The sequence below is a fragment of the Mesorhizobium sp. M0833 genome, from assembly GCF_040319905.1.
Taxonomy (GTDB): domain Bacteria; phylum Pseudomonadota; class Alphaproteobacteria; order Rhizobiales; family Rhizobiaceae; genus Mesorhizobium.
Genome location: NZ_JAMYOQ010000043.1, coordinates 14080 through 32251 on the forward strand (window position 1 = coordinate 14080; position 18172 = coordinate 32251).

Consider the following 18172-nt stretch of genomic DNA (forward strand, 5'->3'; position numbering starts at 1 on the left):
GGGTCCATAGCATTGCCGCGCGGTTTTCGAAAATAGGACGGTCGCGCTTTTTAAATTTAGCGAGCGGGGCAAATCAGGCGGCACCCCATGCCGCATCCCAGGGCGGCGCGGAAAAATGCTCGATCAGGGCGTCGACGACGACGCGCACCTTTGGTGCGAGATTGCGTGTTACCGGCCAGATGGCATGCACCACCGTGTTTTCGACAAGGCAGTCCGACAGAACCATTTCGAGCTCGCCGCGCCTGATGCTGCCGGCCGTCAGCCATGTCGGCAGATAGACGATACCGCAGCCGGCCAGTACCGCATCGAGCATCGGTTCGCCGTGGCCGAGCACCAGCCGCGCCTTGGGCGCGAATTTTTCGAGACGGCCGTCGGCATGCCTGACGGTCCAGGGATGGACCGTGCCGTCGCGGCCGTAGCCGATGAGGCTGTGCCTGGGCAGGTCCTCGATCGAGTGCGGCCTGCCATGGGCGTCGAGATAGGCGGGGGCGGCGACGATGGCCGAACGCTGGGCATAGATGCGGCGCGCGGCGAGCGACAAGCTGTCGTCGAGGTCGCCCATGCGCACCGCCAGGTCGATGCCTTCCTCGATCAGGTCGACGCGCCGGTCGTTGAACGAGATTTCCATCGTCAGATCCGGGAATTTTTTGGAAATGTCGAACAGAACCGGGGCGACGCCCCGCCGGCCGAAGGCCAAAGGCAGGTCGACACGCAGCCGCCCGGAAGGCACCTGCTTGCGCGAAGCCAGCAGTGACTGCGCGGCTTCGATCTCGGCCAGTGCCCTGACGCAGGCTTCGTAATAGCTCAGGCCCTCACTGGTCGGGCTCAGGCTGCGGGTGGTGCGGTTGAGCAGGCGAACGCCCAATCGCTGTTCCAGCTGCGCGATCGACTTGCCGACCGCCGATTTCGTGACATGCAGCCGCGCGCCGGCGCCGGTGAAGCTGCCGGCCTCCACCGCGTGAACGAATGCGACGATGCCTTGCAAATTGGCCGATTCCAATGAAGCGCTCCTATTGTAGAGTTTTGCTCCTTAATCTGTCGCAGAATATGCCACATGGAAGCACTTTTCTCCATAGTGAAACGGCATAAATGTCTCGCGCACCATCAACCACGGAGCGCGAACCAATGAGCACCCAAAACAGATCCTGGCAGATGACCGGTTTCGGCCTGTCCAGTTTGAAGCCGGCCGAGGGAAAGCTGCCCCGACCCGGGCCGCATGATCTTCTGGTACGCGTCACAGCGGTATCGCTGAATTACAAGGACAGGATGATCGTCGATGGCGTGCTGATACCGGACCTCAGCTTGCCGTTCGTGCCGACATCGGACGCGGTTGGCGAAGTTGTCGCCACCGGCAGCGAAGTCAGCCGCTTCGGAATCGGGCAGCGGGTGCTCGGCCAGGTGATCGCCGACTGGCCGGACGGCAACGCCCCGCCGGTGCTGCACAAGCATACGCTTGGTTCGTCACTGCCCGGCATGCTGTCCGAGCATGTGCTCTTTCACGAGGATGCCGCCGTGGCGGCGCCGCCGTCGCTCAGCGATGTCGAGGCATCGACGCTGCCGATCGCGGCGCTGACGGCGTGGTTCGCGCTGGTCGAGGCGGCCAAGCCTATCCCAGGTGAGACCGTTCTCATCCAGGGCACCGGCGGCGTGTCGCTGTTTGCGCTGCAGTTCGCCGCCGCTTTCGGCCTGCGCGCCATCGTCACCTCGAGCAGCGACGAGAAGCTCGAGCGGGCAGAAGCGCTCGGCGCCTGGAAGGGGATCAATTATCGCAGCCATCCGGCATGGGACGAGGTCGCCCGCGAGCTGACAGACGGCGCCGGCGTCAGGCACGTGCTGGAGATGGTCGGCGGCGACAATGCGCGGCGCTCGCTCAATGCGCTGGGCGCCGACGGCAGGCTGTCGCTCATCGGCCTTCTCGGCAGCATGGAGCTCAGTTTCCCGATCATTCCGTTCCTGCGCAACCGGATCGTCGTGCAGGGCATATCGATCGGCCACCGCCGCGCCTTCGAACGAATGAACCAGGCGATCGAGACGCTCGCGATCAGGCCGGTGATCGACAGGGTGTTTGGCTTCGACGAGGTGCCGCAGGCATTCGAGCGTCTGGAGACCGGACCGTTCGGCAAGATCGTGATCACCGTCCCCTGAGCCCATCGGGACGAAATGGCTGTCAGACGGGCCGATTGCGCGCCTACGGCAGTTGCAGCAGTACGCCGATGATGGCCTTGCCGTCGGTGAAATAGGGATCGCCTTCGCCGTTGCGTCCGGTCTTTGTGGCGCCGACGCCTGGTATCTCGCTGGTCGAGATCAGCATGCCGGCGGCGGAGAGGTCGTGCATCAGCCCATCGCGCTCGGCGTCGATGTCGGGGCCGATGTGATGAGTGATCGCGCCGGTGTCATGGCTGAGGCCGACGCCGCGGTCAAAGCTTGCCGAGCCAAGCCAAAGCGGCCGGCCGTCGTCTCCGGTCGCAGCGGTCTGCCAGAAGCGGACGTGGTGGCGCCGGTCAGCGCTGTCGCCGACCGGCTTTTCGAAGGCTAGGTCCTGGGCGCGGCCTTCGAACAGCAGCCGGCTGACCGGCGCGTCGGGATAGGGGCGGTCAAACAGCACGCTTTCGCCGATCTCGATCGCCGTCTTCAGCGAGACCGCGTCTGCCGTATCCCAGCCGGCGACGGCAAAAGCATGGACAAGCTCCTTCTTGGTGCCGACAAGGCCGACATTGATCGGATCGCCCGGAATGCCTTGCGGCGTGTGCGTCACCATCTCGAATTGCTGATTGCGAAAATTGCGGTCGCGTAACGTCCAGAACTCAGGCGCGGCGAAATAGGCGAGCGAAAGATAAGCGGCACAACATGCCACCAGCCAGGTCGTTGCACGTCGTCGAAGGCTTCGTTGGCTCATGCATTGGCGCTCGAACTGGCAGGCCCGTCAGGCCGTCGAAATCCTTGGCAAGCGGCGCGCAGCCGGTCTATCCTCATATTTTAGCATGAAATGGCGTAGAACCGGCTAGCACGAATGAGGGAGTGATGGAGGGTAAACCGGCGCACGGCACTGCCATGGCGTTGACCGCCGACCTTATCGCGCTGGTCGAACGGGTCGAGCCGGATCCCGGCCCCGAGCCGGGGACGACCGAGCATAGCGACGCGGAGTTCGATGATCTTGTCGAGCAGCTGCTTCTGGAATACCGGCCCGAAGCGCGGAACGCGTGATCTTCCGGCCTTGATGCTGGCTTTGGACCGGGGCGGCAGCTGCAAAGGCGTTGTCTACAGACTTCCGGCAGAAGATCATTTCGGGCAACTGGGTCGGCTGATGCGACGGGAGATCGACGCCAACCCGCCTACCAACGTGCCGCGCTGGATCTGGGTCAAGACCAGCGACGGTCCGCTACGCGCCCTGGCCTTCGTCGCGGCGCCCGACGGCAAGGCTTATGCCGGGCGGCTGCCGCTCGATCAGGTGGCGAAGACGCTGGCGCGGGCAGCCGGACATTGGGGTTCGTCCGCGCAGTATCTGTTCCGCACCGTCAGCATGCTCGAGGAAAGCGGAATCCGCGACAGAAACGTCCAGGATCTGGTGGCGCAGCACATCATCATGGCTTCCACCGGCGGCACACAACGCAGCTGATCCAGGCGCTTTTTGCACGAAATGACTTGTCGCATTTCATCTGAAAACCGGAATGGTCAGCGGCAGGCGCGATAGCCGTTCTTGCGGTTCTTGATGTCGAAATGGAAATGGTTGCGGTGGTCGTAGTTGTAGCCGGGGCCGAGCACGGTGGTGAAATACTGGCAGCCGTCGGCCCGCACATTGTTGAGGAAGCCGCGCGTGCGGAAGGCGAACAGGCCGGGCTTGCGGACGTCGATGTCGTCGCCATTGTTAAGCTCGATGCTCATCACGTCGAGCGCATTGCCCTTGCCGTGTTCCGACAAAACACCTTCGCCGGCGATCCTGCGGCAGGAATAGCTCGAGCCCTGGTGGATGGTCTTGACGCCTGAAAAATAGCGCCAGCGGGCCGACGGGACGAGTTCATTCCTGGTCCAGCCGGCAAAGCTGGCGGCCATGTCGCAGGTCAGCGTCGCGGCCGGCTTCATCGCGACGCTGCCGATGGCCGAGACCCTGACCGGATAATCGATGCCGCATTGGCCTTCATGGATCGGCGCGACGTCGGTGTAGACGACGCCGAGGCGTTTCAGCTCCTTGCGGCAATCGATCTCTGCGGCCGGCATCTGTTCGGCCGGCGACATCGGATTGTCCATGCGCGGATAGGCGGCCGTCATATAGGGGTTGGATGGGACGAGGCGCTGCATGCCGGAATATTCTGGGCCGGAATCTTGCTGGCCGGAATAGGGCGGAACGGCAGCGGTCTGGCTGCCGACGTCGACGGCCGGCTGCAGCGACAGCACGCTGCCGGTGTTGCAGGCGGAGACCGCCGCAATGGCAATCACGACGGCAAGCCTGCCGGCCATGCGCGCGCGTCCTGTGTGCCGCGCAGCGACAAGCGCAGCGCGAATTAGCCCGGCCATCGGAAGGGTTCCTGTCCCCAGATGGCACAGACTCTAAACCTGAAGAGTAAAGGAAAAATCAGCGACGCCGTTCACGCCTGCGTCCAAATTGCGGCGCCCATTATCGGCGGCCGGCGTCATTCGCAAAACGTGCCGCCATTGCGGCGCGGTTCGAGGTCGAAGTGGAGATGCTGCGAATGATCGGCGTCGCTGCCGGGGCCAAGCACGGTCTTGAACGGTCCGCAGGCTGCCTTGCGCACTGCGTCCAGGAATTTCGCGTCCTTTTCCGGCGGCGCCGGGCCGACATCGATCTCCTTCCCGTCCGAAAGCGTGAAGCTGGCGATGTCGAGCGCGTTGCCGAAGGCGTGCTCCGACAATTTGCCGCCACCATTGCGCGACCGGCAGACAAAGGCGGAGGCCTGGCCGATCGATTTGATATCCGTGCCGAACTCGGCCTTTGCAGCAGGCTGGATGACCGAAGCAGCAAAGCGTGCGGCGGCCTCGGCCATCTGGCAATTGAGCTCGGGCTCCGGACCGATGGCGATGGATTTGCCGAGCGTCTTCAGCACGATCGGGTAGGGGATCGAGCAACCGACCGCCGTATCATGCTCGGGCTTGCGCTCCTCGAAATCGACGCCCATCGATTTCAGCCGCCTGCGGCAGGCCAATTCCTCGGCCGGCATTTCTTTCTCGGCAATGGCGACCGATCGAGGATCGGGAAGGATTTCTTGCTCCGCCTTTTTGTCTGCCTCGGCCGGGTTTGGTGGCGCGACCGGTGAGTTTGCCGGCGGCTCGGCCTGCGCCGGCTTTTCAGGCGGCTGTGGCGCGATCGCCGGCGGCTTCGGCTGCTCGGTCCTGGACTGGCCATTTTGGGGCTGATCGTTTTGAGGCTGACCGTTTTTGGGCCGCTCAGCCTCCGGAGCGGGGCGTGGTTCGGGGACCGGGATCTCGGTTGGTGCTGGCGGAGTGACTTGCTGGTTGAGTTGCGGAACCGGTGCGGTTGGCGGCAGCTCGGGCGCCTTGGCTGAAACGGGTCCCGCCAGCGGCGTAGCCGCAACGGCCAGCAGCACTCTGCCCAATCTGAAAGAGCCAAACGCCGCCATTGTATCGCAACGGCCAGAATGCAGGGAAGTTGCCTTGGGCGAGGGGGCTGGCGATCACAATCGGTAACCGCACTGTTACGCGCCGATCGCTTCCAGGCCTTCCTCGAGCCAGTCCGCCAGCAGCGGCATGCCGAGCAGATATTTTGCCGTGCGCTTGTTGGCGCGCTCGCGGGCGGCGGTCAGCGCGTCCGTCCATTCCGTCGCGTCATAGTCGCCGCGGCCGACCCAGGCCAACGCAATCAGTTCGGCCGCTTCGTCGACATTGAGATCGTCGATCAGCTCGCGCAGTTCTTCCTCGGTGAGATCTTCGGAGCTTTCCTCGGCAAGGCCGTCATGATGGTGGTTGTCGTGCGCGTTGCCGTCAAGCTCTACCTCGTGCTCGGCGCCGTCGGTATAGTCTTCGTTGACGGCGGCGCTGAGCGCCTTCGCCTTCAGGATGAACAGGCGCACGGTGTCGGGACCGATCGAAAGCTCCCAGTCTCGTTCAACGCGTTGCTGCACCGGCCGTCTCCCTGCTTCGTGCTCGGTCGGCCCGATGATAGCGGATTTGCAGCGCTCGTCACGTTCTCTTGCGCGTGGGCGTTAATCGTGAACCATGATTTATGATGCCCTCTCTTCCCGGAATAAGATGGCCTTGCTGGGAGAGATCGCGGTTTTGAGATAGGATGACATTTTCCGGGACGAAACGGCTTTGGCCCGGCGTTAGTGTTGCATTGTCAGGTTCAAAGGAGAGCGTAATGCGCAGACGATTGCTGATTTACGCCATGGCCATTGCCGCCCTGCCGCTGATTGCGGCTCCGGCGTTTTCGGCTGGTGAAGGCGGGGGAGGTGGTGGCGGCGGCGGCGGCAATGGCGGCGGCGGCCAGAGCCAGTGCAAGAAGGGGGAGGCCTGGGACAAGAAGCAGAAGAAATGTGTCTCGCCCAAGCAAGGTATGCTGGATGACGACAGCATCTATGATGCCGGTCGCGCGCTGGCGATGGATGGACGCTATGACGAGGCGATCGCCGTCCTCAGCCTCGCCGCCAACAAGCAGGACCCGCGCATCCTCAACTATCTCGGCTATTCGCACCGCCATTCCGGCCGCGTCACCGTCGGCCTCGGCTATTACGAGGAAGCGCTGCGCATCGACCCGAACTACACGCTGGTGCGCGAATATCTCGGCGAGGCGCACCTGCAGATCGGCGATCTTGCCGGCGCCCAGGAACAGCTCCGCGAAATCGAGAAGCGCACGGGCAAGGGATCTCGCGAATACGGCATGCTGTCGGAGCAGATCGATCATTTCATGAGGAGCTGATCCGACCCCCGGACGCTGCTCATACCGGCTGCGGCGATCGCAGCCGGTTTTTTGCTGTGCTCACATGCTGCTCCGAACTGGAATTTGGCATCACGGTACACGTGATGCGCTCCTTGACGTTAGGTCAGCCGCGCAATCGGGGGATGATTTTTCAAAATCCGACTTTTTGGACGTGAAAAACCCGCGAAGATTGCTATATCTTGCAAAGATTGTGGTGAGACGGTTCCGTTAGCGAGGCTGCCGGACCGTTTTCTTTTTGTACCATCGACAAGGTCGCTCCCGATTGCGGGGGCGGCGGCAGGAAAGGTCAGGCATTATGAACAAGGTCCCGATGACAGGCGAGGGGTTCGCGTCATTGAAGGAAGAACTGCGCTGGCGCCAGCAACAGGAGCGGCCGCGTATCATCGAGGCGATTTCCGAAGCGCGCTCGCATGGCGACCTCTCCGAAAATGCCGAATATCACGCGGCAAAAGAGGCACAGAGCCTCAATGAGGGCCGGGTCAACGAACTCGAGGACCTGATCGCGCGGGCCGAGGTGATCGACGTCACCAAGCTCAGCGGCGACAAGGTCAAGTTCGGTGCCACCGTGGTGCTGGTCGACGAGGATACCGAGGAGAAAAAGACCTACCAGATCGTCGGCGACCAGGAAGCCGACGTGAAGTCCGGCCGCATCTCGATCTCCTCGCCGATCGCGCGCGCCCTGATCGGCAAGGAAGTCGGCGACGCCATCGAGGTCAACGCACCGGGCGGCGCCAGGGGCTACGAGATCGTCCAGGTGCAATTCATTTAGAACCTTTTGATAATTCCACTCTGGCGGCCGAATAGTGCGGTTTTCTGCGCTTCCGGTGCTCACGTACTTTAAGTACGCTCCGCTCCGGTTCTCGAAAACCACGCTATTCGACTCGCCAGAGCGAATTCTAAAAAGGGTGCTATGCAGCGCCTTGTAATTTAAGCGCCAGCAACCTCTCTGCTTCCGCCATCACCGCCGGCGGCGTGACGCCGCGGCCAGGCGCGGCCAGCAGCGTCGATGCGAACGGCCCGCGCGGGCCGGTCAGGCCGGGCTCCGTCGCCAGGAATACAGCCACCGTAGGCACGCCGAAGGCGCTGGCGAGATGGGTCAGGCCGGTGTCGGCGCCGATGACCAGCGTCGAGCAGCCGATGACGGCGGCGATCTCGGCAAGCGGCGATCTGGGAACCACCACGGTTTGCGAAACGGCGCGGGCGATCGCTTCGGCAACCCCCTGTTCACGGTCGTTCGACCAGGTGGTGACCGGGGTCATCCCTCGTGCCACGAGAAGCCTGGCGATTTCGACCCAGTCCGCGACCGGCCATTTCTTGTCCTCGCGGCTGGTGCCGTGCAGCAGGAAGGCTGTCTTTTCGCCGACAAAAGTCGATTTTGCGGCTGGCGGCACGATGCCTGATTCGAGCCGGGAAAAATCCGGCTCGTAGCCGAGCGCCAGCCCGAACAGACGTCTCGTGCGCTCAATGGCATGCAGGCCGCGCGGCACGGCGTAGCGATGACCATAAAACAGGCTCGCCGAAGGCTCGCGGGCGCTCGAGCGGTCGAAGCCGGCGATCGGTGCTGCCGCCAGCCGCGCCACCAGCGCCGATTTCAGCAAGCCTTGTGCATCGAGGACGAGGTCGTAGCGGGACGCGCGCAAGGCGCTGCGCAGGCCGACCACTTCCCGCCATGTGCCGGGCTCGAGCAGCTTCCCGCGCCAGCGCCGGATCGCCACGCTGTGGATGGTTTGGATGGCTGGATGCAGCGCCGCGATGCCGGCAAAGGCCTCCTCCACGCACCAGTGGAAGGAAATATCCGGGCGGGCGCGGCGCGCGTCCTCCACTGCGGGAAAGGTGTGGATGACGTCGCCCATCGACGACGTCTTGACGATCAGCACCTTCATGCGGCGGCCGGCATTTCCAGCAGCCGCTCCGCCGCCGCCACGACGCGTTCGACCTCCAGCGTCTTCAGGCAGTTGAGATGACCGAGCGGGCAGATTTTTTTGTGGCAGGGCGAACAGGACAGGCCGAGCCAGACCAGTTCGCGACGCTCGGCGAGCGGCGGCGTGTTGTCGGGCGAGGTCGAGCCGTAGACGGCGACGACCGGCGTGCCGACGGCGGCGGCGACATGCATCAGTCCGCTGTCGTTGGAGACGGCGAGCCTCGCCGCGGCGATCAGGTCGATGGCATCCTCCAGCCGCGTCTGGCCGGCAAGGTCGGAGGCGCCCGGCGTCAGCGCCGCGATTTCAGCCGTCACCTCAGCGTCGTTCTTCGATCCGAACAGCGCGACGCCAAACCCTTTCGCCATCATCTCCCGGGCAAGGCCGGCATAGTGTTCGCTCGGCCAGCGCTTGGCCGGGCCGAATTCTGCGCCGGGCATGAGTGCCACGAATTTCCCCGCCGTCAGCCCGAAACGGCTGAGCAGTGCCGCCTGGCTGGCTTGATCGACGGCGAGCTTCGGCGGCTGGAAGGCGCCACCACGGGCAAGGCTGAAATAGGCCTGCGCGGTGCGCCGTTTCAGGCGATCGGGCAAGGGCACGATGTCGGTCAGCAGCCCGTAGCGCATTTCCTTGAGATGGCCGACACGGCGCGGAATGCCGGCAAAGAACGGGATCAGCGCCGACTTCCAGCTTCCCGGCAGGACAAAGGCCATGTCGTAGCGGCCGCGCAGCAGGCGGCCGAAGCGCCTTCGGACGCGGAATTCGAACGCGCCGGATTGCAGCGGCAGGTCGATCTGCTGGCGGATTTCGGGCATGCGCTTGACCAGCGGTGCTGCCCACGCCGGCGCCAGCACGTCGATGGCGGCGTTCGGATGAAGCTCCCTCAGCGCCTGGAACAGGCACTGCGCCATCACCATGTCGCCCACCCAGCGTGGGCCGATCACGAGGATCGTTGGGCTTTCAGCCATTCGACATAGTCTCTGACGCCGGTTTCCACTGTGCGGAACTGGCCATTGTAACCGGCTGCGCGCAAGCGGGACATATCAGCTTGCGTAAAGCTCTGGTAGCTGCCCTTGAGGTGGTCGGGAAACTCGATGAATTCGATCTGGCCCTTGCCGAGCGTATCGATCACCGTTTCGGCAATGGCGCGAAACGGCTGGGCGTTGCCGGTGCCGCAGTTGAAGATGCCGCTAGAACCGCGTTTCCACAGCCACAGATTGACGTCGGCGACATCGCCGACATGGATGAAGTCGCGGCTCTGCTCGCCGGGCCCGAAACCGCCATAGGCGCCGAACAGCTTGGGGTTTTCGCCGCGTTCGACCTGGTTGAACAAATGGAAGGCGACAGAGGCCATGGCGCCCTTATGCGCCTCGCGCGGTCCGTAGACGTTGAAATAACGCAGGCCCGCGACCGGCGAATGGTCGGTATCGAAAACGGTGCGGCGGACATAGTCGTCGAACAGCTTTTTCGAATAGGCATAGACGTTCAGCGGCCGCTCGCATTCCGGCTCCTCGCGAAACTCGGCGCCGCCGCCATAGACCGAAGCGGACGAGGCATAGAGGAAGGGTACGCGCAAGGCCAGGCAGGCGTGCAGCAGGTGCTTCGAATAGGTGTAGTTGACCTCCATCATGAACTTGCCGTTCCATTCGGTGGTGGTCGAGCAGGCACCCTGGTGGAAAACCGCCTCGATGCGGCCGAGGTCACCGGCCTCCATCCGCGCCAAAAAGTCGTCCTTGTCGAGATAGTCGGCGATCTCGAGATCGGCGAGATTGGCGATCTTGTGGCCGTCGGTGAGGTCGTCGACGACGAGAATGTCGCTGAAACCGTCGGCGTTGAGCGCGGCGACGATGTTGGAACCGATCATGCCGGCGCCGCCCGTGACGATGATCATTTTAGTACGCCCTGACTTGCCGTTGCTTGCCGATTCCGGCCCTTATAGGGGAGGCCGGCAGGCCTGTCGACAAAGCAGGTGGCGGGGCGGCCGGATGAGCGCCACAGTGCCGCCGCAAACGTCACGTTTCAGTCGGCCTGCCGGCCAACCGGCGACAGGAGCAAGGTAATGCCGTCAACCGAACTGCTTGTCGCCTTTTTCGCCACCACGGCGATCTTCGCCTATATCCCCGGCCCCGCCATGCTCTATGCCGCTGCGCAAACCATGGCGCGCGGCCGCTGGTCCGGCCTGATGGCGGCGCTCGGCATCCATTTTGGCGGCTACGTTCATGTCTTCGCCGCCGCTGTCGGCCTGTCGGTGCTGTTCCATGCCGTGCCGGTGCTTTACATGGCGGTCAAGCTGGTCGGTGCGCTGTATCTGATCTGGCTCGGTGTTTCGCTGCTTCGCGCCAAGGCGCAAGGCGACGTTGTCTTGCCGGGAATTCAGCCGAAATCCGCCCGCCGCGCCTTTTTCGAGAGCGTTGCCGTCGAGGTGCTCAACCCCAAGACGGCGATTTTCTTCATGGCGTTCCTGCCGCAATTCATCGATGCCTCGGCGGCGTTTCCGGTGTGGCTGCAGTTCGTCGTGCTTGGAACGATCGTCAATTTGATGTTCTCGTCGGCCGACATTGTTTGCGTGGTGCTGGCCGGCGCAGTGATCGCCAGGCTGCGGCAGTCGAGCCGGGCGCACCGCCTGATCCGGCGCGCCGGCGGTGCGGTGCTTGTCGGACTGGGCGTGCATGTCGCGTTGCAGAAAAGCTGACGCATTGCCTCGCCGCCGCGATCGGTCGAAGGCCTGCCGTTGCGTCGGCTCAAATTGCGGTATATCGGCATCGCCATGAACGGCCGGCCCTGCCAATCGAATTCCCCGTCACCGAAAATCGGCTCTCCCACGCGTTGACATGATCAAGCTGCCCTCTCCCGAACCACTTCACCGCGCCATTTCGCGCTTCGGCAGCGCCACCGTGCTGGTGGTCGGCGATTTCATCCGGGACCGTTTCGTCAACGGCGTGATCGAGCGCATTTCGCCGGAAGCGCCGATCCCCGTGCTGCACGGGCGCGGCGAAACGCTGGCGATGGGCGGCGCCGGCAATGTCGTCGCCAATATCGTTTCGCTCGGCGCTGCCGTCATACCGGTCTCGGTGATCGGCGTTGACGAGGCCGGCAAGAACCTCATGCGCATGCTCGGCGAATTTGGCGTCGACATCGGCGGGCTGGTGCAGGATGCCGATCGCATGACGTCGTCCAAAAGCCGCTTCAGCGCGCTCAACCAGCAGGTGCTGCGTTTCGACGAAGAGGAAATCAAGCCGCTGGGCGATGCCGAGCGCGCGACATTGGTCGGGCATTTTCGCGAAGCGCTGGCGCGCGCCGATATCGTCATCCTGTCCGACTATGGCAAGGGCGTGCTGCTCGACGGCGTCGCCGGCGAGCTGATCTCGATCTGCCGGCAAGCGGGCAAGCCGGTGCTGGTCGATCCGAAGGGTAGCGATTATGCGCGTTATGCCGGCGCGACGGCAATCACGCCCAACCGCAAGGAACTCGGCGAGGCGGTCGGCCGCGCAGTGTTTGCCGATGACGAGATCGAGGCGGCGGCGCGCCAGCTGATTTCGGCGCACGGTTTCGCTTTCGTCGTCGCGACGCGCAGCGAAAAGGGCATGAGTGTCGTCGGTGCGGACGACGCCCGCCATATCGCCACGCAGGCGCGCGAAGTGTTCGACGTTTCGGGCGCCGGCGACACGGTAATCGCGACCTTCGCGCTGGCTCTTGCAGCAGGGGCTGATCGTGTCATGGCCGGATCGATCGCCAACGCCGCCGGCGGCGTCGTCGTCGGCAAGCGCGGCACCGCGCGGCTGACGATCGAGGAACTCACCGGTGCGCTGTTTCGCTCGCATGGTCCGGTCGCCCACAAGGACGCGATCCTCGATGCCGCCGCCGCGGCGCGGCTGGCGGCTGCGTGGAAGGACGAGGGCTTGAGCGTCGGCTTCACCAATGGCTGTTTCGACATCCTGCATGCCGGCCATGTCAGCCTGTTGCATGCGGCGCGCAGCCAGTGCGACCGGCTGGTGCTCGGTCTCAACAGCGATGCCTCGGTGCGCCGGCTGAAAGGGCCGGGACGCCCGGTCAACGACCAGCATGACCGGGCCTGCGTGCTGGCAGCACTTGCCTCGGTCGACGCCGTCGTCATCTTCGAGGAGGATACGCCGCTTTCACTGATCGAGGCGCTGAGCCCCGACATACTGGTCAAGGGCGCCGACTATACGGTCGATCAGGTGGTTGGCGCCGATGTCGTGCAGAAGGCCGGCGGGCGCGTCGTGCTGGTCGATCTCGTCGCCGGCAAGAGCACGACCGGCACCATCGGCAGATTGCGCGCCGGGAACTGAGGGTTTCATGTCCGAACTGAACGATTACCTGGCCCGCTCGGCGGCCGCGATTTCGGCGATGGTCGAGCGCGACCTGACCAGCGAGATGGAGCGGGCGGTCAGCGCGGTCGTCGCCGCGCTTTCGCAGGGCAAGGCCCTGCTGATCGCAGGCAATGGCGGCTCGGCCAGCGACGCCATCCATATCGCCGGCGAGCTGGTCGGCCGCTTCCTCAGGGAGCGCAAGGCTTACAACGTCATCGCGCTGCCGGCCAACGCGGCGGTGCTGACCGCCTGGGGCAACGATTACGGCTTCGACACGGTGTTTGCGCGCCAGGTTGAGGCGCATGGTTCGGCAGGCGCCGTGCTGCTCGCCATCTCGACCAGCGGCAATTCGCCAAGCATCCTCGCCGCCGCCCAGCAAGCGCGCATGATGGGCATGACGGTGGTCAGCCTGACCGGCGACACCGGCGGCAAGCTGAAGCCGCTCTCCGACATCCTGCTCAACGTACCCTCGACCTCGACGCCGATCATCCAGCAGGGGCATTTGTGCCTCTACCACCATCTCTGCGAAATGGTCGAAACGCGCCTCTGCGACGCAGGGTGATTGCGCCAGGCCGGTAGAGGCCGTCTGTCAACGGGGAGAGGTAGCCGCAACGCTGGCGACCCCTCTCCCCGTCCTTCACGGGGAGGGTAAGGGTGAGGGCAGCGCCAGTCTGTAGCGATTATTATTTGACGCATAGCCACATTTTGTTCTTGCTTTGTGCCGGCAGCTATGCTACTAATTCAACTACGGTGATGATTCTCACCGACGATCCGCCCGCCGAGGCGGGTTTTTTGTTTCCGGGTTTTGTTTCTCGGGCGCTTTGCCTCAAGCCGAAAACGCCACTAGCCCTTCGTCCTTGACCCGGCGGATGGTCAGCGCGGTTCTCACCGTATCGACATTGGGGGCCGAGGCCAGTTCCTCGATGACGAAGGTCTGGAAGGTGCCGAGATCGCTCGCCACGCAATGCAGCAGGAAATCGGATTCCCCCGACACCATCCAGGCATCGCGCACGATCGGCCAGCCGCGGGTGCGCTCGGCGAAGGTCTTGAGCTCGGCGTCGGCCTGGTGATGCAGGCCGATCAGGCAGAAGGCGACGACGTCGAGGCCGAGTGCCGGAGCGTTGAGCAGGGCACGGTAGCCGCGGATGATGCCGGCCTCTTCCAGCCGCCGGACGCGGCGCAGGCACGGCGGCGCCGAAATGCCGACCCGGCTCGACAGTTCGACATTGGTCATGCGTCCGTCCTGCTGAAGCTCGCGCAGGATCTTCCAGTCGATGGCATCGAGATCGGCCTTGATCGGCATGGCGGCTTCCGTGGTGACGCGAAAGAATCTTTCGCGACTTTGTAGTTAAACGACTTTGCTGTCTATTCCATCCGCTGGATCGAGGATTTTCGCATCATCTTGCTGCGGTTGCTTGTCGCCGTCGCCGGCGCCGAAGCTTTCCGGGGACGAACGGCAACTTGCCTTGCTGGCGTCGCAGGCAACACTTACATTACGCGCAACAATCGACGAGAGTTCATGCCACAATCCATGGCTGCTCCCCGCAGAGGCTTTTCATGATCACCAAGCACGCGCCTGTTCTCATCATCGGCTCCGGCCCCGCCGGCTATACGGCGGCAATCTATGCCGCCCGCGCCATGCTCAAGCCAATGCTGGTCGCCGGCCTGCAGCAGGGCGGGCAACTGATGATCACCACCGACGTCGAAAACTATCCGGGCTTCTCCGAACCGATCCAGGGTCCATGGCTGATGAGCGAGATGCTCAGGCAGGCCGAGCATGTCGGCACCGACATCGTCAACGACATCATCACCGAGGTCGACCTCAACGTGCGGCCGTTCCGCGCCAAGGGCGATTCCGGCACGATCTATACCGCCGACGCGCTGATCATCGCCACCGGCGCGCAGGCGAAATGGCTGGGCATCCCGAGCGAACAGACCTTCATGGGTTTTGGCGTCTCCGCCTGCGCCACCTGCGACGGCTTCTTCTATCGCGGCAAGGATGTCGCGGTGATCGGCGGCGGCAATTCGGCTGTGGAGGAAGCGCTCTATCTCTCCAACCTGGCCAAGAGCGTCACCGTTATCCACAGGCGCAGCGATTTCCGCGCCGAGCGCATCCTGCGCGAGCGGCTGCTGCAGAAAGACAATGTCCGCATCATCTGGGACACGGTGGTCGACGAGATCACCGGCAGGCCCGGCAAGGCGCCGCTGCCGCCGTCGGTCGAAGGGCTGAGGCTGCGCAACGTGGTGACCGGGCAGGAGATGCATCTGGTGGTCGACGGCGTGTTCGTGGCGATCGGCCACGCGCCGGCGGTCGAGCTGTTTGCCGGCAAGCTGAAGCAGAAGCCGAACGGCTATCTGTGGACGGCGCCGGATTCGACCCGCACCGATATGCCGGGTGTGTTTGCCGCCGGCGACGTGACCGACGACATCTACCGCCAGGCGGTGACGGCGGCCGGCCTCGGCTGCATGGCCGCGCTCGAGGCGGAAAAATATCTGGCAGGGATCGAGGTTCACCGCGAAGCGGCGGAGTGATTGTTCGACAAGCGGCTGAGACAAGCCGCGCAAAAGCCTGATTTTTCATTCAGACGCCAAAACAGGCGGACGCCAGAAAACAGGACGAGGGGAAATCATGGCGTTGGATTGGGACAAGCTACGCGTGTTTCACGCCGCAGCGGAAGCGGGGTCGTTCACCCATGCCGCGGAAACACTGCATTTGTCGCAATCGGCGATCTCGCGGCAGGTCAGCGCGCTCGAGCATGACGTCGGCGTGCCGCTGTTCAATCGCCATGCCCGCGGCCTGGTGCTGACCGAGCAGGGCGAGATGCTGTTCCGCACGGCACACGACGTGCTGATGAAGCTCGAAACCATCAAATCGCGACTGACCGAAACCAAGGACCGGCCCTCCGGCGTGCTCAGGGTGACGACCACGGTCGGCCTCGGCGCCGGCTGGCTGACCGAGCGCGTGCAGGAATTCATCGAGCTCTATCCCGAGGTCAGCCTGCAGCTCATCCTGGCCAATGAGGAGCTCGATCTCACCATGCGCCAGGCCGACTGCGCCATCAGGCTGCGCCAGCCGCAGCAGCCGGACCTCATCCAGCGCCGCCTGTTCACCGTGCATTTCCATCTCTACGCGGCGCCCTCCTATGTGAATAAATACGGCAAGCCGAATTCGATCGCCGAGCTGAAGGCCCATCGCATCGTCACCTTCGGCGTGCCGGTGCCGGCGCATCTGTCGGAACTGAACTGGCTGGAGACGGTCGGCGATTTCGAAGGTGGGCAAAGGGTGCCGACGCTGCAGATCAACGACATCCTGTCGATCAAGCGAGCGGTGCAGGGCGGCGCCGGCATCGCCATGCTGCCGGATTATGTGGTCAGCAAGGATTCCGGGCTGGTGCAGTTGTTGCCCGAAACCGAAGTGCCGTCCTTCGATACCTATTTCGCCTATCCCGACGCGATGAAGAACCAGGCGAAGCTGCATGTCTTCCGCGATTTCATCATCGCCAAGGCGCGCAGCTGGTCGTTTTAGTTACCAGTGCCGCTCGTCGACTTCTGAGCAACGTCGGGCGATGGCGAAGGCTTCGGCGAATTCGTCCTTCTTCCCGTCACTATACGTGGAGAAGATGGCGGCAGCCAGAGAAGGGGCAGCGCCAGCCTTCGTCGCACTTGCCCTTCGATGGGCAGTCCTGAGGCCCCCCATCGCCCTGCCGGGCACTTCTCCCCGTATGGTGACGGGGAGAAAGGAGCTGTCTCACCGGTTTCGCCAATTGTCGGCGTCCAGAAATTAGCCGCGCCAAGGCGTCAGCCGGGGCAGCCAGCCTGGTACGGCCCGGCGGTAGGCTTCGTATTCGGCGCCGTAGCGGCGGGCAAGTGTCGGTTCCTCATATAGTTTTACGAAGGAGATCATGGCGGCCGCGGCGATGACTAGATAGGCGGCGACCGTCCCGCTCGAAAACAGCAGTGCCTGGCCGAGGACGATCGACAGCACGGCGACGTACATCGGGTTGCGGACATGGCGATAGATGCCGCCGACGACCAGCCTCTCGGTCGGCGCTACCGGGGCTGGCGTACCCAGGCCCTCCAGGGCAAAACGGGCAAATGCGTGCAGCAGCACGATTGTGCCGGCGACAATCAGCAGCCAGCCCACAGGAACGAAACCGGGCAGTCTCGACCAGGGCAGGCGATAGCGGTCGGTCAGCAGCCAAGGCAGCAGTCCGGCGACCACGCCGGGCGCTGCCGCAAGGAAGATGACGCTGCCGGCGATCGCCGAAGTGGCTCGCATATAGCTCTCCTTACGGGCGCGGCCTTGAACGGTCTCCTGCAAAGCGCTTCAGGTCTTGTCCGGCATGTAACCCAAACCGCTACACCCGCAGGTCAAGCTCGATGGCGGGCTTTTTGGGCGGCATGCACCAGCAAGGTCTGGCTGCCGAAAAAACAAACGCGTGCTGCACGATTCCACGTCATCCTGCGTTTTTCGACTTTCCGAGCAGGAATCGCTGCTGATTCGCGGCTGCGGATCGATTTTTGCCTTGCCGCAGGCTGTATTTCAGTGATTCAACTGGTCCTATTGCGCTTCGGGACGGATTAGACCACAGCCGGCGCCTTTTTGCATGTGAGTGTTGCAAAATAGATGCTTGTTTCTTGGGCATGAAGAGCACATATATAGATCATCTCCTGAGCGCGTTCTCCTCCCATTAGCGCTCTCGAGTGTTCCCCTCTGGAGGTTAGCCTTAACAGGCACTTCCAATCAAACTCAGCCGGGTCTTCATTGATCCGGCTTTTTTGTTGCCCGAAACCAACACATCGCCGGAAAATCGGCCGGAACTGGCGCGTAACAGTGACATGTAACCTCGGGTAACATGCGTTGGCACGCCAAATCGGGTAAGCAGAGCATAGGACGCGGTGTGGCTCGTCCGGGGGATGGGGGCATCACTCGGACGACCCGGGCTCAGGCAGCTACCGCGTCCGAACCATCCTCCGCCGCCAGACACCGGCGGCAAGCATGCGGCGGACCT

Annotated in this window: 21 protein-coding genes; 10 read left to right on the forward strand and 11 right to left on the reverse strand. The window is 63.6% G+C overall.

The window, feature by feature from the left end; genetic code table 11:
- Positions 1-73: 73 nt before the first annotated feature.
- Positions 74-1000, reverse strand: coding sequence for a LysR family transcriptional regulator (locus NKH98_RS29845; protein WP_352903874.1), 927 nt, complete (start codon positions 998-1000; stop codon positions 74-76).
- Positions 1001-1125: 125 nt separating this feature from the next.
- Between NKH98_RS29845 and NKH98_RS29850 the strand changes: the two genes are divergently transcribed.
- Entirely contained in the window at positions 1126-2145 is a 1020-nt protein-coding gene (locus tag NKH98_RS29850; protein ID WP_352506720.1) for a zinc-dependent alcohol dehydrogenase family protein, read from the forward strand.
- A 43-nt stretch (positions 2146-2188) separates the two neighbouring features.
- Here the strand turns inward: NKH98_RS29850 and NKH98_RS29855 are convergent, their stop codons facing one another.
- Complete coding sequence (locus NKH98_RS29855; RefSeq protein ID WP_352646516.1) at positions 2189-2896, reverse strand: LssY C-terminal domain-containing protein; 708 nt, start codon at positions 2894-2896, stop codon at positions 2189-2191.
- 125 nt (positions 2897-3021) lie between these two features.
- Between NKH98_RS29855 and NKH98_RS29860 the strand changes: the two genes are divergently transcribed.
- The gene (locus NKH98_RS29860) at positions 3022-3204 is read left to right on the forward strand and encodes a hypothetical protein (RefSeq protein ID WP_352646514.1); all 183 of its coding nucleotides are present in this window, start codon (positions 3022-3024) and stop codon (positions 3202-3204) included.
- Between the two features lie 13 nt (positions 3205-3217).
- Positions 3218-3616, forward strand: coding sequence for a gamma-glutamylcyclotransferase (locus NKH98_RS29865; protein ID WP_352903877.1), 399 nt, complete (start codon positions 3218-3220; stop codon positions 3614-3616).
- 56 nt (positions 3617-3672) lie between these two features.
- Here the strand turns inward: NKH98_RS29865 and NKH98_RS29870 are convergent, their stop codons facing one another.
- The 3 genes from NKH98_RS29870 to NKH98_RS29880 form a co-directional block, all read right to left on the reverse strand.
- On the reverse strand, positions 3673-4512 hold the full coding sequence (locus NKH98_RS29870) for an extensin-like domain-containing protein (RefSeq protein ID WP_352506723.1): 840 nt from the start codon (positions 4510-4512) through the stop codon (positions 3673-3675).
- 116 nt (positions 4513-4628) lie between these two features.
- Positions 4629-5594, reverse strand: coding sequence for an extensin family protein (locus NKH98_RS29875; RefSeq protein WP_352903878.1), 966 nt, complete (start codon positions 5592-5594; stop codon positions 4629-4631).
- A 75-nt stretch (positions 5595-5669) separates the two neighbouring features.
- Positions 5670-6095, reverse strand: coding sequence for a DUF3775 domain-containing protein (locus tag NKH98_RS29880; RefSeq protein WP_352477868.1), 426 nt, complete (start codon positions 6093-6095; stop codon positions 5670-5672).
- 236 nt (positions 6096-6331) lie between these two features.
- Here NKH98_RS29880 and NKH98_RS29885 point away from each other — a divergent pair, with 236 nt between their 5' ends.
- The gene (locus tag NKH98_RS29885; RefSeq protein ID WP_254819249.1) at positions 6332-6889 is read left to right on the forward strand and encodes a tetratricopeptide repeat protein; all 558 of its coding nucleotides are present in this window, start codon (positions 6332-6334) and stop codon (positions 6887-6889) included.
- A 316-nt stretch (positions 6890-7205) separates the two neighbouring features.
- Positions 7206-7679 (forward strand): transcription elongation factor GreA, encoded by a 474-nt coding sequence (gene greA / locus NKH98_RS29890; protein ID WP_023719113.1) that lies wholly within the window; start codon positions 7206-7208, stop codon positions 7677-7679.
- Positions 7680-7818: 139 nt separating this feature from the next.
- Here greA and waaC read toward each other — a convergent pair whose 3' ends face one another.
- Genes waaC through rfaD form a run of 3 tightly spaced genes read right to left on the reverse strand, consistent with a single transcriptional unit; the run spans position 7819 to position 10720 of the window.
- On the reverse strand, positions 7819-8793 hold the full coding sequence (gene waaC, locus NKH98_RS29895) for a lipopolysaccharide heptosyltransferase I (protein WP_352903879.1): 975 nt from the start codon (positions 8791-8793) through the stop codon (positions 7819-7821).
- Positions 8790-9797 carry a lipopolysaccharide heptosyltransferase II gene (gene waaF, locus NKH98_RS29900; RefSeq protein ID WP_352477864.1) on the reverse strand — a complete coding sequence of 336 codons (1008 nt, stop codon included), beginning with the start codon at positions 9795-9797 and terminating at the stop codon, positions 8790-8792. The genes waaC and waaF overlap by 4 nt, the downstream gene beginning before the upstream one ends.
- Entirely contained in the window at positions 9770-10720 is a 951-nt protein-coding gene (rfaD, locus tag NKH98_RS29905) for an ADP-glyceromanno-heptose 6-epimerase (RefSeq protein WP_352477863.1), read from the reverse strand. The genes waaF and rfaD overlap by 28 nt, the downstream gene beginning before the upstream one ends.
- A 168-nt stretch (positions 10721-10888) precedes the next feature.
- On the opposite strand from rfaD, the gene NKH98_RS29910 reads away from it, so the two are divergent.
- From NKH98_RS29910 to NKH98_RS29920, 3 genes are all read left to right on the forward strand, one after another.
- On the forward strand, positions 10889-11521 hold the full coding sequence (locus NKH98_RS29910; protein ID WP_352903881.1) for a LysE family translocator: 633 nt from the start codon (positions 10889-10891) through the stop codon (positions 11519-11521).
- 139 nt (positions 11522-11660) lie between these two features.
- The gene (rfaE1, locus tag NKH98_RS29915) at positions 11661-13139 is read left to right on the forward strand and encodes a D-glycero-beta-D-manno-heptose-7-phosphate kinase (protein ID WP_352903883.1); all 1479 of its coding nucleotides are present in this window, start codon (positions 11661-11663) and stop codon (positions 13137-13139) included.
- Positions 13140-13146: 7 nt separating this feature from the next.
- Positions 13147-13722 carry a D-sedoheptulose-7-phosphate isomerase gene (locus NKH98_RS29920; protein ID WP_352586848.1) on the forward strand — a complete coding sequence of 192 codons (576 nt, stop codon included), beginning with the start codon at positions 13147-13149 and terminating at the stop codon, positions 13720-13722.
- A 264-nt stretch (positions 13723-13986) separates the two neighbouring features.
- Here the strand turns inward: NKH98_RS29920 and NKH98_RS29925 are convergent, their stop codons facing one another.
- Positions 13987-14463, reverse strand: coding sequence for an Lrp/AsnC family transcriptional regulator (locus tag NKH98_RS29925; protein WP_023678347.1), 477 nt, complete (start codon positions 14461-14463; stop codon positions 13987-13989).
- Positions 14464-14508: 45 nt separating this feature from the next.
- Positions 14509-14688 carry a hypothetical protein gene (locus tag NKH98_RS29930; protein ID WP_352903885.1) on the reverse strand — a complete coding sequence of 60 codons (180 nt, stop codon included), beginning with the start codon at positions 14686-14688 and terminating at the stop codon, positions 14509-14511.
- Positions 14689-14717: 29 nt separating this feature from the next.
- Between NKH98_RS29930 and trxB the strand changes: the two genes are divergently transcribed.
- The gene (gene trxB, locus NKH98_RS29935; protein WP_352903887.1) at positions 14718-15692 is read left to right on the forward strand and encodes a thioredoxin-disulfide reductase; all 975 of its coding nucleotides are present in this window, start codon (positions 14718-14720) and stop codon (positions 15690-15692) included.
- 97 nt (positions 15693-15789) lie between these two features.
- Positions 15790-16686: a LysR family transcriptional regulator gene (locus NKH98_RS29940; protein ID WP_023719100.1), complete on the forward strand. Its 897-nt coding sequence runs from the start codon at positions 15790-15792 to the stop codon at positions 16684-16686.
- A 255-nt stretch (positions 16687-16941) separates the two neighbouring features.
- On the opposite strand, the gene NKH98_RS29945 is transcribed toward NKH98_RS29940, so the two are convergent.
- Entirely contained in the window at positions 16942-17439 is a 498-nt protein-coding gene (locus NKH98_RS29945; RefSeq protein ID WP_352740171.1) for a methyltransferase family protein, read from the reverse strand.
- Positions 17440-18172 lie beyond the last annotated feature (733 nt).